Source organism: Streptacidiphilus sp. MAP12-16, assembly GCF_041262165.1.
Taxonomy (GTDB): domain Bacteria; phylum Actinomycetota; class Actinomycetes; order Streptomycetales; family Streptomycetaceae; genus Streptacidiphilus.
Genome location: NZ_JBGCBY010000021.1, coordinates 139,162 through 155,342 on the forward strand (window position 1 = coordinate 139,162; position 16,181 = coordinate 155,342).

The window sequence follows — 16,181 nt, forward strand, 5'->3', positions numbered from 1 at the left end:
GTGTCGACTCGTCGCGTGTCGATTCGTCGCGCGTCGACCTATGCCTCGTACTCGTCCATCGGCGGGCAGGAGCAGATCAGGTTGCGGTCGCCGAAGGCCCCGTCGATGCGGCGCACCGGCGGCCAGTACTTCTCCGCCGGGTTGACCCCGGCCGGGAAGACGGCCTCCTGACGGGTGTACGGGTGCTCCCAGTCGCCCGCCAGCAGTGCGGCCGTGTGCGGGGCGTTGGCCAGCGGGTTGTCCTCGGCCGGCCACTCGCCCGCGCCGACCCGGTCGATCTCGCCGCGGATGGCGATCATCGCCTCGCAGAAGCGGTCGATCTCGCCCAGGTCCTCGCTCTCGGTGGGCTCGATCATCAGCGTGCCGGCGACCGGGAACGACATCGTCGGTGCGTGGAAGCCGTAGTCGATCAGGCGCTTGGCGACGTCGTCGACGCTGACCCCGGCCGACTTGGCCAGCGGGCGCAGGTCGATGATGCACTCGTGCGCGACCAGCCCGGCCGGGCCGGTGTAGAGCACGGGGTAGTACGGCGCGAGGCGCTTGGCGATGTAGTTGGCGCTGAGCACCGCCACCTGGGTGGCGCGCTTCAGTCCCTCGCCGCCCATCAGCCGCACGTACGACCACGAGATCGGCAGGATCGCCGCCGAGCCCCAGGGCGCCGCCGAGATCGGGCCGACACCGGTCGCCGGGCCCGCCGAGGGCTGCAGCGGGTGGTTCGGCAGGTACGGCGCGAGGTGCTCGCGCACCGCGACCGGGCCGACGCCGGGGCCGCCGCCGCCGTGCGGGATGCAGAAGGTCTTGTGCAGGTTCAGGTGCGAGACGTCGCCGCCGAACTTGCCCGGCTTGGCCAGACCGACCATCGCGTTGAGGTTGGCGCCGTCGACGTAGACCTGGCCACCGGCCTCGTGCACGGTGGCGCAGATGTCGGCGATGTTCTCCTCGAACACGCCGTGCGTGGACGGGTAGGTGACCATCAGCACGGACAGCTGGTCGCGGTGCTGCTCGATCTTGGCGTGCAGGTCCTCGATGTCCACGTCGCCGTCGACGAGGGTCTTGACGACGACCACGCGCATTCCGGCCATCACGGCGCTGGCGGCGTTGGTGCCGTGCGCCGAGGAGGGGATCAGGCAGACGTCACGGCCGGTGTCGCCGTTGGCGTGGTGGTAGGCGCGGACCGCGAGCAGACCCGCGAGCTCGCCCTGGGACCCGGCGTTGGGCTGGATGCTGACCTTGTCGTAGCCGGTGAGCTCGGCCAGGCGGTCCTCCAGCTCGTGGATCAGCGTCAGGTAGCCCGCCGCCTGCTCCTCCGGTGCGAACGGGTGCACGTCGGCGAACTCCGGCCAGGTGACCGGCTCCATCTCGGTGGTCGCGTTGAGCTTCATGGTGCAGGAACCCAGCGGGATCATGCCCCGGTCCAGCGCGTAGTCCTTGTCGGCGAGCTTGCGCAGGTAGCGCAGCATCCCGGTCTCGGAGCGGTGCGCGTGGAACACCGGGTGGGTGAGGTAGTCCTCGCTGCGGCGCAGCGCCTCGGGCAGCTTCTCGCCCGCCGCGGCCTCCAGCGCGTCGACGTCGCCCGCCGGAACGCCGAAGGCGGTCCAGACGGCGGCCAGGTCGGCGCGGGTGGTGGTCTCGTCGCAGGCGATGCCGACCAGGTCGGCGTCCACCAGGCGCAGGTTCACGCCGACGGCGCGGGCGGCCTCGACGACCTCGGCGGCGCGGCCGGCGACCCGCGCGGTGACGGTGTCGAAGAAGGCGTCGTGGACGACCTCGACGCCGCCCGCGCGCAGGCCCTCGGCCAGCACGGAGGCGTAGCGGTGGGTGCGGGTGGCGATCGCCCGCAGCCCGTCCGGGCCGTGGTACACGGCGTACATGGAGGCCATGACCGCGAGCAGCACCTGCGCGGTGCAGATGTTGCTGGTGGCCTTCTCACGGCGGATGTGCTGCTCGCGGGTCTGCAGCGCGAGCCGGTAGGCGCGGTTGCCGTCGACGTCGACGGACACGCCGACCAGGCGGCCGGGCAGGCTGCGCGCGTACTCGGCTCGGACGGCCATGTAGCCGGCGTGCGGTCCGCCGAAGCCCATCGGGACGCCGAAGCGCTGGGTGGTGCCAATAGCGATGTCCGCGCCCAGCGCGCCGGGGGAGGTCAGCAGGGTCAGCGCGAGCAGGTCGGCGGAGACGGCGACGATCGCGCCCAGGCCGTGGGCCTGCTCGACGACCGGCGCGAGGTCGCGGACGGCGCCGGAAGCACCCGGGTACTGCAGCAGCACACCGAAGACGCCGCGCTCGACCAGCTCGGCGGGGATGCCCGCACTGAGGTCGGCGACGACGGTCTCAACACCCTGCGGCTCCGCGCGGGTCTGGATCACGGCGATGGTCTGCGGCAGCGCGTCGGCGTCGATGACGAAGACCCCGCCCTTTACCTTGCCGACGCGACGCGCGAGGGCGACAGCCTCGGCGGCGGCGGTGCCCTCGTCCAGCAGCGAGGCACCGGCGGTGGGGAGCCCGGTCAGGTCGGAGACCACGGTCTGGAAGTTGATCAGGGCTTCCAGGCGACCCTGGGAGATCTCCGGCTGGTACGGGGTGTAGGCGGTGTACCAGGAGGGGTTCTCCAGCACGTTGCGCAGGATCACCGGCGGGGTGAAGGTGCCGTGGTAGCCCAGGCCGATCATGGAACGCAGCACCTGGTTGCGGCCGGCCAGTGAGCGCAGCTCGGCCAGCACCTCGGCCTCGGAGCGGGCGGCGGGCAGGTCCAGCGCCTCGATGCTGCGGATCGCGCCGGGGACCGCGGCGGCCGTGAGCTCGTCCAGGCTGGCGTAGCCGACGTGGGCCAGCATCTTCGCCTGCGCCCCGGCGTCGGGGCCGATGTGGCGCCGTTCGAAGAGGTCCTGGTCGAAGGGGCTGGAATGCGCAAGCCCGGCGAGGGGGGATGTCATGGCTGGGGAGCCTCCTGGTCTGACCCGGTTGGCACCATGGGTGCCGGGACGACCTCCCCCTCTGTCATGGAACCTGAGAGCTTCACCGGCCGCCACCGTGCGTCATGCACGACAGCCGCCGGTTTTCACCGTCGGTGAGGGCTTGCCCGGTGTGCACTTGCGTACACCCGACCCTGCCCTGCTTTCCAGAGTGACCTCGCGCGCGCGGTACGGATGCCTGAGAGATTCCGGGGAGGAGTTGCTCCTTCGGCGCCACAGCGGTGTGCGGGCTCTCCCGCGCACGCTCGACCGGTCGACGCCAGGGTACCAGCGAGCGCATGCGCGACATCGAATGGACCAACGACACACCCGCATGGCTCCGGGCATTCGACAAATCGATCTTTGTGCCTTTTCGTATGAGTTGACCGTATTGCCCCGAGCCCGCCGTGAGGAGTGGACGAGCCGTGCAGACCGAGATCGACCCCAGGGACCTGATCGGCCACAAGGCTGTGGACCGCCACGGCGACAAGATCGGCACCGTGGACGAGGTGTACCTCGACGACGCCACCGGCCAGCCCGAGTGGGCAGCCGTCCGGACCGGGCTCTTCGGTCGTGATGCCTTCGTGCCGCTGACCAGCAGCGAGTTCGTCAGCGACGAGTTGCGCGTGCCCTACGACAAGTCCAAGGTCAAAGACTCCCCCGATTTCGGCGTGGGCCAGCACCTGTCACCGGCACAGGAGTTGCAGCTCTACCGCTACTACGGCCTGGACGTCCCGGCGGGCGAGGGCGCGAACAGCGGTTCCGGACTGCACAACCGCAACGGCAGCGGGGTCGCCGCCCCTGCGGCCACGGCGGCCACGGCGGTCACCGCGGCCACGACCGCCACGACCATGCCTTCGGCGGCCCACACCGAGGCGCCGCCGCGGGCTGCCGCGGACACCAGCCGTACCGCGGCGTTCATGGCTGCTCCGGCTCCTGCACCGGCTGCGGCTCCTGCTCCGGCTCCGGCTCCTGCACCGGCTACGGCACCGGCTCCGACGGCCGCGCACGCGCACGTACCGCATCCGGACCTCTACGCCAACCCGCTGACCGACCACCCCAGCGGTCCCAAGCCCGGTGCCATCGTGCCCGACCTGGCCAAGGCGGCGGCCCCCGCGGTCGACCCGGGACAGGTCGGCGTGCCCGAGCCGATTGAGTTCGTCTGCCGCGAGGAGCGGCTCGACATCGCCACCGAGTGGCATGTTCTCGGGCGGGCCCGGCTGCGCAAGTACGTGACCTCCGAGCAGGTGGAGCGCCGGGTACCGGTGATCCGGGAGCGGATCCGGGTGGAGCGGGTGCCGGTGACCGCGGAGGAGCGCGCACAGCTGTCGGACCAGGAGATCTCGGAGAGCACCGAGGAGGTCACCCTGCACGAGCAGCGGGTGATCGTCCGCAAGGCGGTCGTTCCGGTGGAGCGGATCCGGCTGGTGACGGAGCGGTTCACCGAGGAGGAGGTGGTCCGGGACGAGGTGCACCGCGAGCACATCCAGGTCCACGACAGCACCCGCCCCGACGAGCCGACCCCGGTCCAGGACAGTGCGATGTCCGCGCCGTCGGCGGGCTCCTCCGTACCCTCTGCCGCGTCCGCTCCGGCGCCGCACTCCGCCCCGCCCGCACCCTCAGCGTCCTCCGCGCCCTCCATGGCTCCGTCGGGGCCGCCCGCGCAGCCTGATCTCCCCGGCCACGCCCTACGTGCCTAGCGGTTGCCCAAGAGCCCCGACCGACCACACGGGGGTAAGGGCAGACGGGCGAACTGCCCGTCTCCCCTCACCCGTCTCCGCCCGCGCTCTCCTCCCGATCGGCGCGCGCGATCGACAGCGGTTCCGCCGGATCGAGCGCGGGATTGTCCACCGCGAAGGTGCGGACCCGGCCAGGTTTTGACCAGGGGATCTCAAAGCGCACCGTCACCCGGCCCACACCGCTGCCCTGCACCCAGCCGTGCCCGTACTCGACGTGGTGCGCGTCCTGTCCCGGCATCCACCGCCGTGCGCCGGTGTCCCCCGCGGCGCCGGGGAAGGCGCCCGGGTGGAACGCCCGGGGGCCGGCAGGCCCGCCGTAGGCCGCCGCAGCGCCACTGTCCGCCTCTTCGGCCCCTGCGGTGCCGGCCGCCGTGCCGCGCGCTGCTTCTGTGTCTCCCTCAGCCTCCGCCGCTTCCGCTTCCGCCGACGCCTCCGCCGCTTCCTCTGCCTCGCGTTGGGCCTGGGCGAACAGGTCCTCCTGGGTGAAGTCCGCGAGTCCGGAGACGCCGACGCCCAGCAGTCGCACTCCCCCGGTGAGCTCGACCTGCTCCAGCAGCCGCCGGGCCACCCCCGCGATCACCAGCGGATCGTCCGTGGGCGCGGGCAGCGTCTCCGATCGGGTCAGCGTGGAGAAGTCGAAGCGCCGTACCTTGATCACCACGGTCCGCCCCGACTTCGCCGCACTACGCAGCCGCCGCACGCAGCGGTCGGCGAGCCGGTCGAGCTCGAACCTGATCCGCTCCCGGTCTGCCAGGTCCACCTCGAAGGTGTCCTCCACCGACACCGACTTGGCGTCCCGCTCCGCCACGACCGCGCGCTCGTCAAGGCCGAGCGCCAGCGCGTGGACGCTCGCGCCGTGCGCACGACCGAGCAGCCGCACCAATTCGTCCTCGGGGGTCGCCGCCACCTGGGAGACCCGGGTCAGCCCGAGGCGGCGCAGGGTCTCGGCGGTCGCCGGGCCGACGCCGGGCAGCGCGCGCACCGGCAGCGGGTCCAGTACCTCCCGCTCCCGGCCCGGCTCGATCAGCACCAGGCCGTCGGGCTTGGCCTGCTCGGAGGCGATCTTGGCGAGGAACTTGGTTCCGGAGAGTCCGACCGAGGCGGTCAGCCCGACCTCGGCCAGGATGTCCGCCCGCAGGTCCTCGCCCAGGGCCCGAACCAGTGCCGCACCCTCGTCCGAACTGCTCTCGCGCAGCAGCTCCCCGTACGGACCGGCTTCCAGGTCGACGAACGCCTCGTCCAGGCTGAGCGGCTCGACCAGCGGTGACAGTTCCCGGAGCAGTCCCATCACGAAGTCGCTGACCTGCCGGTAGAGCTCGAACCGGGGGATCAGGAATGCCGCGTTGGGGCACAGCCGCCGAGCCTGCGCCATCGGCATGGCCGAGTGCACCCCGAAGCGCCGGGCCTCGTAGGAGGCGGTGGCGACCACGCCCCGACCGCCGAGACCGCCCACGACCACGGGTTTTCCGCGCAGGCTCGGCTTGGACGCCTGCTCCACCGCTGCGAAGAAGGCGTCCATGTCGAGGTGGAGGATCGACGGCACGGACCGCATGCGTCGATCATCGCCCACAGCACTGACAGTGCGACCTGACCGCCTGGGGACGACGCGCCGACTGCGGCTGTCAGCGCCACTGCTCCAGCGTGGTGACTTGCGGTCCGAGCAGGTGCGGGTCGGGCGTGAACAGCACGTCGATCAGGGCTTTCCCGGCAGCGGGCAGTTCCCGGACTCCGCCGTAGTACCAGGTCGTGTCGTGCGGCTCGGCGACCCCGACTCCGTAGGCGTCCACGCCCGCCGCCCGGCACAGCGCGATCGCCCGCCGGATGTGAAAGTCCTGGCTGACCAGGATCGCCCGGTTCACGCCGAAGATCCGCCGCGCCCGGCTGCACGAGTCCCAGGTGTCGAATCCCGCGTAGTCGCGCACCACCCGCTCCTGCGGGACGCTATGACCGACCAGGTACGTGCGCATCGCGTCGGGCTCGTCGTAGCCGATGTGCCCGTTGTCCCCGGTCACCAGGAATGCACGCACCTTGCCCTCGCGGTAGAGCTGCAGCGCGGCGTCCAGCCGGTGCGCCAGATACGGCGTGGGCCTGCCCTGGTCGAGTCCCGCGCCGAAGACCACGGCGACGGGCGCGGAGGGCGCGTCGGCGACCGTGCGCAGGCGCTGTGCCGCGTCCAGGTACAGCCAGGTCGAAGGCAGCAGTGCGACCACCGCCAGCGCGCCGGCGAGCTGGACGGCCCGCCGCTGCCCCTGCCGGGTCCGCAGCACCCGACCGAGCCACGCTCCGAACCCTTCCCGGAACCTTCGGAGCACCCGCCGCAGACCCGCCGACATTCAAGTCCTCCCGCACGTCGTCCCCGCCCCGGCGTCCTCAGGGCTCTGACGACTGCGGACGCAGGCCTAGCCCGCGCGGTTGCGGCGACGTGCGAGTTCGTCGGCGGGGTCGAAGCCGACCAGGGTCTCGCCGGTGTCGGCGCGTTCGCCGTGCAGCCGCCGCAGCGAGCTCTCCAGCTCTCGCCACACGGCCCCGAGGGCGATGCCGAACACGCCCTGCCCGCCCTGGAACAGTTCCACGACCTGGTTCGGGGAGGTGCACTGATACACCGTCGCACCGTCGCTCATCAGCGTGATCCCGGACAGGTCCGCCACACCGCAGGAACGCAGATGGACGACCGCAGCCCGGATGCTCTGCAGCGACACGCCGACGTCGAGGAGCCGCTTCACGACCTTGAGCAGCAGGACGTCCATGAAGCCGTAGAGCCGCTGCGTACCGGACCCACCGGCCGCGCGGACGGTCGGCTCCACCAGGCCCGTGCGCGCCCAGTAGTCCAGCTGGCGGTAGGTGATCCCGGCAGCGGCGCACGCGGTGGGCCCCCGGTAGCCGATCAGACCCGAGGTCGGGCCGGGCGGGACGGAGTCCCGTTCCGCGCCGGAGCTGTCCTGCTCCGGCACCATGGCCGTGACGGCCTCCCAACCGACCCGCGCGGTCCGCGCCGACCGGCCGGGGCTGCGGAACCCGGGATGGATGGGGCAGGAGCCACCTGCGGCCGTGCTGTCGCCGGTGCTGCTCACGCGGCCCTCCGTCCAGTCGTCTCGCGGAACCGTCGCCGAGGGTGCGGGTGGCATACCCCAGGACGTCCACACCCGACGGTAGGCAGTTGCCAGACGTGCGTCAACGATCGCCACGCTCGGCATGCCGGGTGATGTCGCCCTGACGAGTGGTTTAGCGTGCCCTTGTCGGGGGTACGGGGCCCTGAATGGCCACTGGGCCCGCAGTGGGGACCACTCGTTCGGGACTACTGGCTGCTGCTGCCGAAGTCCTCGGGCGAGATCTGGTCCAGGAACTCGCGGAACCGCTCGACCTCGTCCTCCTGCTCGTCCGGGATCGCGATCCCGGCCTCGTCCAGCACCCCGTCGCTCCCGTAGATCGGTGCCCCGGTGCGCAGCGCGAGCGCTATGGCGTCGGACGGCCTGGCGCTCACCTCCACGCCGCTCGCGAAGACCAGTTCGGCGTAGAACACGCCTTCGCGCAGGTCGGTGATACGGACCTCGGTGAGCTGCTGGCCCACCGCCTCCAGGACGTTCCGGAAGAGATCGTGCGTGAGCGGCCGTACCGGTGTCATCCCCTGCTGGGCGAAGGCGATCGCGGTGGCCTCACCCGGGCCGATCCAGATGGGGAGGTACCGGTCGCCACCGACTTCGCGCAGGAGCACGATCGGCTGGTTCGACGGCATCTCCACCCTGACACCCACGACGTCTAGCTCGTTCACAGTGGCAACCCTAGGGCGCTACGCCCCGATACTCCAGTTCTCCCGGTTTCTGGGCGATACCGAACTGGATCAGTGTGCTTCCTCACAGCTTCTCGGGAGGAACGGTTCAGAGCCCCGGCTGGGCCCGCAGCCCGGCCTGCACAAGCGCGGCGTGCAGCCGCACCGACAGCGTCGCCAGCTCCCGGGCCAACGCCGCCGCATGGGCGCGCGTCTGGGGGTTCCGGTGCCGCCGAAGCGGTGCAACCACCTGCTCCACCAATCCGACCTCCCGGTCGGCGGCGGCCTTCACCGCACGCAGGTGCCGAGGTTCGAGTCCGAACCGGCCCAGCTCCGCGACCAGCCGGGCGACCTGCAGCATCTCCGGGTCGAAGCCGCCGTCGGCAGTCGCCGCCACCAGCCCGTACGACTCCCAATCGGCGAGCTGCTGCTCGGCGACGCCGGCCGCGGCCAGCAGCTCCGCCCGGCCCAGTCGCGGGCCCGGCAGGACCGCGTCCCGCGCGACCTGGTCGGCCAGGACCGGTGCCCCGATGGCCGGCTGCTCCGCGCCGGGCAGCACCGGCGGCTCCTCGCCCGCGTCCATCGCGTCGAGATGCTCGCGGATCACCCGCAGCGGCAGGTAGTGGTCCCGCTGCATGCGCAGCACGTAGGCGAGCCGGGTGACGTCCTCGCGGCTGAACTTGCGGTAGCCGGACGGGGTCCGCTGCGGTTCCACGAGGCGCTCCGCCTCCAGGAACCGGATCTTGGAGATCGTCACCTCGGGGAACTCGTCACGCAGCACACCGAGTACCGCACCGATGCTCAGCAGTTGCCTGCCCGCCTCGGATCCACCGTTCTCGCCCTGCACAGGACCCACTCCTCCGTGATGGCCGCCGGACCCGGCTGATCTTCGTTGAAGGCTGCTGGGCCCGCCGGGTCAGTACCCCCTGCGGCTCTCGAAGAAGACCAGCCGGTACTTGCCGATCTGGACCTCGTCACCCGTGCTCAGCGGCACCTCGTCGATGCGCTCCCGATTGACGTACGTGCCGTTGAGACTGCCCACGTCGGCCACGGCGAAGCCCGAAGCGGTGCGCCGGAACTCGACATGCCGCCGGGACACGGTGATGTCGTCCAGGAAGATGTCGCTCTCGGGGTGCCGGCCGGCCGTCGTCAGCTCGGTGTCCAGCAGGAAGCGGCTGCCCGAGTTGGGGCCGCGACGGACCACCAGCAGCGCCGAGCCCGGGGGCAGGGCGTCCACCGCGGCCTGCGCCTCCGGCGAGATCGCCGGGGTGACCGGCGCGGACACCTCGGGCTCGTAGGCTTCGAGGCCGGAGATCGAGATCGTGGACGTGGTCTCCGAGGGCCGCTCGGCGAAGCCGCGGGCCCGCAGCGGCGCACCGCAGTTGGAACAGAAGCGGCTCGCCTCAGGATTGCTGTTCCCGCACCGGGTGCACACCGTCACGCCTGCCGCCTCCTGTCGCGGATCGCCTGCCGCAGCCTGCGAATACGGATCGGTTCCAAACCCTCCACCCGAGGTTGAGGGTACCGCTTCAGGTGCTATGCGGCCGCCACCGTCCGCCTCCGCGTGTCGCGAGTCGCCGCGGTACAACGGACCGTCCTGCACCGGCGCGAACGCCTCGTTCTCCGCGGCGCCCCGCATTCCGGGTACGACGCTTCCCGGCACGGACTGCGTCCGCGCCTCCTCGTCCGCCCTGCGGTGCCGAGCCGTGGGGGCCTCGACGGCACCCTGAGGGGACTTCCGACCGAACAGCTTCGAGAACAGACTCACGGACGATTCCCCTTGCGTGACACGAGCCTGCCCGACGGGCAGGGTGAAGCCATCATGGACGATAGTTGAGAGTTGGGTTGAGACCTGCTGGCGAGAGGGCCGTCATCGGCCCGGGGCGCCCTCACGGCTGCGCCGAGTGAGCGTAGCCAGGGGTGCTGAGCGGGATCAAAGCGGTCACCGCAAGTGCCTTCTGCTCGGTGACGATCGCGCTCGCCTGCAGCTTGTCGACCGACTGCACGACCCCGCCAGGGATGTTCAAGCCCGTATCGAGATCCTGTGAGTTGCCGATCACGGTGAAGCGGTACGGCTCCGAGACCGGCTTGCCGCCGATCTCGACGGTTCCGGGGGTCCCGTCGGAGAACCAGGTGTTGGCCACGACTCGCACATCGTTGATCTGAACCGCCTCCGCCCCCGCCGCGCGCAGCTCCTCCAAAGTGTTGAGCAGCATATCCGCCTGGACCTTGCCACCGGGGTCCTTGATGGTCAACTCGATCCCCGGACCGGTCGCGCCGACCGTGCCGGCCAGCACGCCCAACTGCTGCTCCTTGGTAAGAGTCTGAATCTGCGCCTCCTTCGCCTGCTGCGAGCTGTTCTGCAGCGTGGCGAGGGACTGCTGCAGTTGCTGCCGCTCGCTCTGCAGGCGCTGCTGCCGGGCGTCGACCTCGTCCAGGATCCGCACCAGGTCCTCCTGCCGGGCACCGCGCAGCTGGCTCTCGGTACTGGTGGAGCGGACCTGGATGGCCAGGCCCAGGCCCAGCGAGAAGAGCAGCAGGGCCACCACCAGCTGCCCCCGCGACAGCCGCGGCGGCCAGAGCGCGGCGCGCAGCCGTTGACGACCGGTCAGCGCCACGGAGGGCACGGTAGCCGCGGCAGCGGAGGAAGAGGAGGGCTGCGACTCGGACTCAGACCGGTGCTCGGGGGCGGTTTCGGGCCGCGGCTCGTCGGCATCGTTCCCGTCCGTCGGTGCAGGCCTGTCCGTCGCGCCAGACCCATCCGTCACGCCAGGCCCGTCCGGCACGCCAGGCTTGTCCGGCAGGGCAGGCCCGTCCGGCAGGGCAGGCTCCGGCGTGGGGGCGACGTGCTCCCCCACCGGCTCCTCGTCCTGACTCACCTGTACTCCCGCCGCTCCCGACCTGCGCCGATCATCCTGCCACCCGTCCTACCCGGTTGGACCACCGGGTGCACCCCGCTAGGCCCGGAACACATGCCGCCTGATCGCGGCCGCGTTGGAGAAGATCCGGATGCCCAGCACGACGACCACCCCGGTGGAGAGCTGCGAGCCCACGCCCAGCTGGTCACCGAGGAACACGATCAGCGCGGCGACCACCACGTTGGAGAGGAAGGACACGACGAACACCTTGTCGTCGAAGATCCCGTCGAGCATCGCCCGGATCCCTCCGAACACCGCGTCCAGCGCGGCGACGATGGCGATCGGGAGATACGGCACCACGGCCGCGGGAATGCCGGGCTGGACCACCAGCCCGACGACGACCCCGACGACGAGGCCAAGAACGGCGATCACGGTGTTGCTCCTCCCCTGCCTGTCGGCACCGCGTACAGCAGGCCGCTTCTGGCAGCTGCAGGCAGGTCGACACGGTCCTGTGCGGTAATGCTGTATCTGATTGCGTAGTCCTGGTGCAGCCGGCTCAGGTAGATGCCGCCGTAGACATTCTGCGTGAACCCGCTCTCCAGCCCGCCGCCCCCGATCGCCAGGACGGTGTAAGGGAGCACGAGCGGGCGGTTGTCGACCAGTATCGCGTCACCGGCCGCCCGGATCGCCGACAGCGAGGTCAGCCGCTGCCCGTTGATCGCCACACCCTCGGCGCCCGACTGCCAGAGTGCGTTGACCACCAACTGGACGTCGCGGTCGCGCACTCGGCCGGTGTCACCGAAACCGGCAGCGGTACGGGGGTTGGTGCCGCCGTCGGTACCTGCGGCGGTCGAGTCGTCCAGCACGACCTTCAGTCCCGGCCCGTAGGCGTCCACCGTTCCCGTCACCAGGCCCAACTGCCCCAGCTGGGACGCTCCGCCGCCGCCTGTGGGCTGCCGTCCGAGGTCGGCGATCTGCGCCTGCAGCCTCCTGACCTCCTGTTGCACCTGGTCGGCGTTGGCCGTTTCGGTGTCGACCCGCTGGATCAGCGCCTGGCGCTCCTTCGCGGCGACCGGCGCGGACGCCCTGACCTGCACCGCCCCGACGGTCAGCACCAGAGCCGGAAGTGCCAGTCCGAGCGCGAGCAGAAGCCTGCCCCGGAGCGTCGTCGGCATCCGGCTGGAGCCGTACGCCCCACGTGTCCGCGCCGCCTCCGCGTAGCCCTCGTCGAGGCTGTGCTCCATGACGTTGGTCAACAGCGACATGGATGCGTCAGTCCGCGCGTACTGCGCTGCCCGTTCACCATCCGTCCCTGTGGCTGACATGGGCCACATCGTCGCATGTCGGATCGCGTTCACTGACGCAACTCGCGTCCCGCAGGACGAACCCGGCACCGGATCGTGACAAACTCTCCGCCGTGCCGGCGCACTGCCGACTGCGTTCGCGGGCCGGTGCGGTGACGCACCGGCCCACAACTCCTGATTCGGTCAGCTCAAACGCTCGGTGGCTTCGACCACCGCGCTCCACTCGTCCAACAGGGCCTGTGTGGAGGCGTCATCAGGGCCCTCCGCCCACAGGTGGGTGACAGCCTCCGCGGGGTCGGGAACGACCATCGTCCAGCGGCCGTCCGGCTCCACCACCCGGACGCCGTCGGTCGTGTCGACATGCCGGTCGCCGGCGGCCTCCACCACGGATCGCATCACCATGCCCTTGGCCGACCAAGGAGTCGCCAGGTCGCGGCGATGGACATGCGCCTTGGGGATCCGCGCATCAATCTGACTCAGCGTCAACTGTGTGCGTGCGACCAGGCCCACCAGCCGGACGAAGGCCGCGGCGCCGTCGAAGATCCCGCTGAACTCGGGGATCACGTAACGGCCCTGGCCGTCACCGCCGAAGATCGTGCCCTCGGCGGAGGCGGCGCGGGTGAGGTCGTCCGGCGAGGTCGTGGTCCACAGCACCTGGGTACCGTGGTACGCCGCGACCTGCTCGGCGATCCTGGTCGTGGTCACCGGGAGGGCGACCTTGCCGCTGCGTCCCTCGGCCGCCACCAGGTCGAGGAACACCAGCAGAGCCCGGTCGTCCTCGATCAGATGGCCCCGCTCGTCGACCAGGGAGACGCGCTCGCCGACCGGGTCGAAGCGCACCCCGAAGGCCGCCCGCGAGGACGCGACCATCTCGCCGAGCCGCATCAGGCCGGCGCGCCGATCCTCGGCCGACTCGGTCGGCCGCGCCTCGTCCATCCCCTGGTTCACGGTCAACGCCTCGATGCCGAGCCGCCCGAGGATGCTCGGCAGAACAAGACCGGCACTGCCGTGGGCGGCGTCGATGACGACCTTGAGCCCGGCCTCGGGGACCCCGCTGGTGTCGACGGCACGGAGCAGGGTGCCCGCGTAGGAGTCGAACACGCTGCTGGGGAAGGTAAGGTCGCCGATCTCACCGGGGAAGGCCCTGCGGTACTCCTGGCGCGCGTACACACGGTCCAGCTTGCGCTGACCCGCCTGGGAGAGGTCCGCGCCGCGCTCGTCGAAGAAGAGGATGTCGAGCGAGTCCGGTACGCCGGGTGTCGTCCGCAGCATGATGCCGCCGGCGCTGCCGCGCGCCGTCTGCTGCCGGGCCACCGGCATCGGAACGTTCTCCAGGTCGCGGACGTCGATCGCGCTGGCCTGCAGAGCCGAGATCATGGCCCGCTTGAGGGCGCGGGCGCCACGCGAGTGGTCACGGGCGATCGTGACGGTGGCGCCCTTCTTCAGGGTGGTCGCGTAGGCACCTGCCAGCCGTACGGCCAGCTCGGGTGTGATCTCGACGTTGATGATCCCGGAGACGCCGCGCGCGCCGAAGAGGTGCTCCTGCCCGCGGGACTCCCAGATGACCGAGGTGTTGACGACCGCACCGGCCTCGATGGTCTTGAAGGGGTACACGCGGACATTGCCCGCGATGATCGACTCCTCCTCGATCAGGCACTCGTCGCCGATCACCGCCCCGTCGTCGATCCGCGCAGCGCGCATGACATCGGTGTTCTTCCCGATGACACAGCCACGCAGGTTGCACTGCGGACCGATGTAGACGTTGTCGTGGACGATCGCCCGGTGCAGGAACGCACCGCGCTTCACGACGACGTTGCTGCCCAGCACGGTGTGCTCGCGCAGCTCGACCCCGGCCTCGACCTTGGCGTAGTCGCCGATGTAGAGCGGACCGCGCAGCACCGCCTCGGGGTCCACCTCGGCACCCTCGGCCACCCAGACGCCGGGCGAGATCTCGAAGCCGTCGATATCGACATCGACCTTGCCTTCCAGAACGTCCGCCTGGGCCTTCGCATAGCTCTCGTGCGTGCCGACATCCTCCCAGTAGCCCTCGGCGATGAAGCCGTAGATCGGCTTCCCCTCCTTGAGGAGCTGCGGGAAGACGTCCCCGGACCAGTCGACCGAGGTGTCCGCGGCGACGTAGTCGAAGACCTCGGGTTCCATCACATAGATGCCGGTGTTCACGGTGTCCGAGAACACCTGGCCCCAGGTCGGCTTCTCCAGAAAGCGTTCGACCCGGCCCTCGTCGTCGACGATGGTGATGCCGAACTCCAGCGGGTTGGGCACCCGGGTCAGGCACACCGTGACGAGCGCGCCCTTCGACCGGTGGAACTCCATCAGCTCAGTGAGGTCGAAGTCCGTGAGAGCGTCGCCGGAGATCACCAGGAACGAGTCGTCCTTGAGCGCGTCCTCCGCGTTCTTGACGCTGCCGGCGGTTCCGAGCGGGGTCTCCTCATTCGCGTAGGTGAGGTTCATCCCCAGCTCTTCGCCGTCTCCGAAGTAGTTCCGGACGAGCGAGGCCAGGAATTGCACTGTCACGACGGTGTCGATCAGCCCGTGACGCTTCAGCAAGCGGAGCACATGCTCCATGATCGGTCGGTTCACGACCGGAAGCAGGGGCTTGGGCATGCTCGATGTCATAGGGCGGAGGCGCGTGCCCTCACCGCCGGCCATCACAACGGCCTTCATGTCGGGTGGTTCCTCCTTGTGGCCTCGGGTGGGACGTGTCGTCCGCCGTCGGCCCTCGGACCAGGCACCCCACGGGGCCCCGGGGTCAGTCGGCTGCGGTACCCGCCCGGACGAGCCGTCGGGTCTGAACCGCGTACAGGATCCCTGCCCACCAGTAGAGCGTCGTACCCCACCAGACGAACGCCCATCCAATGATTGATGCCACACTTCCGAGCCAGCCATGCGTCTCGGTGAGCAGAAGCAACGGGAACGCGTACATCAGATTGAACGTAGCCGCCTTCCCCAGGAAGTTCACCTGGGGCGGCCCGTAGCCGTGGCTCCTGAGCACCGGCAGCAACGCCGCGATGAACACCTCTCGACCCAGCAACAACGCGGTCAGCCACCAGGGCATGATCCCGCGCCAGGTCAGGCCCACGATCGTGGAGAGCACGAACAGGCGGTCGGCAAGAGGGTCGAGAAGTTGACCCAGACGGCTGATCTGCCCCCACTTGCGAGCCAGCTTGCCGTCAAGGTAGTCACTTACCCCGCTGGCCATGAGAATCGCGATGGCCCAGCCGTCGTTCTTGGGCCCTCCGAACACCGGCCACAGCACCAGCCACAGGAACACGGGCACGCCAACGAGCCTCGCCATGCTGAGCACGTTGGGGATGGTGAGCACACGGTCGGTCTGGACGCGTGTCTCCTGAACCTCCACCCGGGGGCCTCCTGAAGCGAACGGACTATATACGGCGACTTTACCCGGCCGAAGAGCCGGCACCCCGCCCCGGGGCGGCTGGAACGCAGTAAGCCCCCTGACCGGTGGTCAGGGGGCTTACTGTCAATGGTTGTTCGGCGGCGTCCTACTCTCCCACAGGGTCCCCCCTGCAGTACCATCGGCG

At 70.4% G+C, this 16,181-nt stretch carries 13 protein-coding genes and 1 riboswitch; of the genes, 1 reads left to right on the forward strand and 12 read right to left on the reverse strand.

All coding sequences use genetic code 11. From position 1 onward, the window contains the following. Positions 1–38: 38 nt before the first annotated feature. Entirely contained in the window at positions 39–2,933 is a 2,895-nt protein-coding gene (gene gcvP / locus ABIA33_RS26065) for an aminomethyl-transferring glycine dehydrogenase (protein ID WP_370084923.1), read from the reverse strand. A gap of 195 nt (positions 2,934–3,128) precedes the next feature. Then, positions 3,129–3,220, reverse strand: a riboswitch (glycine riboswitch). A 156-nt stretch (positions 3,221–3,376) separates the two neighbouring features. Here gcvP and ABIA33_RS26070 point away from each other — a divergent pair. Beyond that, positions 3,377–4,651: a DUF2382 domain-containing protein gene (locus ABIA33_RS26070; RefSeq protein WP_370084924.1), complete on the forward strand. Its 1,275-nt coding sequence runs from the start codon at positions 3,377–3,379 to the stop codon at positions 4,649–4,651. Between the two features lie 67 nt (positions 4,652–4,718). On the opposite strand, the gene ABIA33_RS26075 is transcribed toward ABIA33_RS26070, so the two are convergent. From ABIA33_RS26075 to ABIA33_RS26125, 11 genes are all read right to left on the reverse strand, one after another. Next, positions 4,719–6,242, reverse strand: a complete 1,524-nt coding sequence (locus ABIA33_RS26075) for a DNA polymerase IV (protein WP_370084926.1) — start codon at positions 6,240–6,242, stop codon at positions 4,719–4,721. Positions 6,243–6,312: 70 nt separating this feature from the next. After that, complete coding sequence (locus ABIA33_RS26080) at positions 6,313–7,023, reverse strand: vancomycin high temperature exclusion protein (protein ID WP_370084927.1); 711 nt, start codon at positions 7,021–7,023, stop codon at positions 6,313–6,315. Positions 7,024–7,089: 66 nt separating this feature from the next. Then, positions 7,090–7,761: a MerR family transcriptional regulator gene (locus ABIA33_RS26085; RefSeq protein WP_370084928.1), complete on the reverse strand. Its 672-nt coding sequence runs from the start codon at positions 7,759–7,761 to the stop codon at positions 7,090–7,092. 224 nt (positions 7,762–7,985) lie between these two features. Next, on the reverse strand, positions 7,986–8,459 hold the full coding sequence (locus tag ABIA33_RS26090; RefSeq protein ID WP_030266489.1) for a bifunctional nuclease family protein: 474 nt from the start codon (positions 8,457–8,459) through the stop codon (positions 7,986–7,988). A 106-nt stretch (positions 8,460–8,565) separates the two neighbouring features. Further along, positions 8,566–9,312, reverse strand: coding sequence for a MerR family transcriptional regulator (locus ABIA33_RS26095; RefSeq protein ID WP_370084929.1), 747 nt, complete (start codon positions 9,310–9,312; stop codon positions 8,566–8,568). A gap of 60 nt (positions 9,313–9,372) precedes the next feature. Beyond that, positions 9,373–9,897 carry an FHA domain-containing protein gene (locus ABIA33_RS26100; RefSeq protein WP_370084931.1) on the reverse strand — a complete coding sequence of 175 codons (525 nt, stop codon included), beginning with the start codon at positions 9,895–9,897 and terminating at the stop codon, positions 9,373–9,375. Positions 9,898–10,345: 448 nt separating this feature from the next. Further along, positions 10,346–11,224, reverse strand: a complete 879-nt coding sequence (locus ABIA33_RS26105) for a DUF881 domain-containing protein (RefSeq protein WP_370084948.1) — start codon at positions 11,222–11,224, stop codon at positions 10,346–10,348. A gap of 189 nt (positions 11,225–11,413) precedes the next feature. Beyond that, positions 11,414–11,746 (reverse strand): small basic family protein, encoded by a 333-nt coding sequence (locus tag ABIA33_RS26110; protein ID WP_370084932.1) that lies wholly within the window; start codon positions 11,744–11,746, stop codon positions 11,414–11,416. After that, positions 11,743–12,579: a DUF881 domain-containing protein gene (locus ABIA33_RS26115; protein WP_370084933.1), complete on the reverse strand. Its 837-nt coding sequence runs from the start codon at positions 12,577–12,579 to the stop codon at positions 11,743–11,745. The genes ABIA33_RS26110 and ABIA33_RS26115 overlap by 4 nt, the downstream gene beginning before the upstream one ends. 222 nt (positions 12,580–12,801) lie before the next feature. Then, a complete protein-coding gene (locus tag ABIA33_RS26120) occupies positions 12,802–15,303 on the reverse strand; it encodes a sugar phosphate nucleotidyltransferase (RefSeq protein WP_370084934.1) in 2,502 nt (833 codons plus the stop codon). An 85-nt stretch (positions 15,304–15,388) separates the two neighbouring features. Next, entirely contained in the window at positions 15,389–15,997 is a 609-nt protein-coding gene (locus ABIA33_RS26125; RefSeq protein ID WP_370084935.1) for a CDP-alcohol phosphatidyltransferase family protein, read from the reverse strand. Positions 15,998–16,181 lie beyond the last annotated feature (184 nt).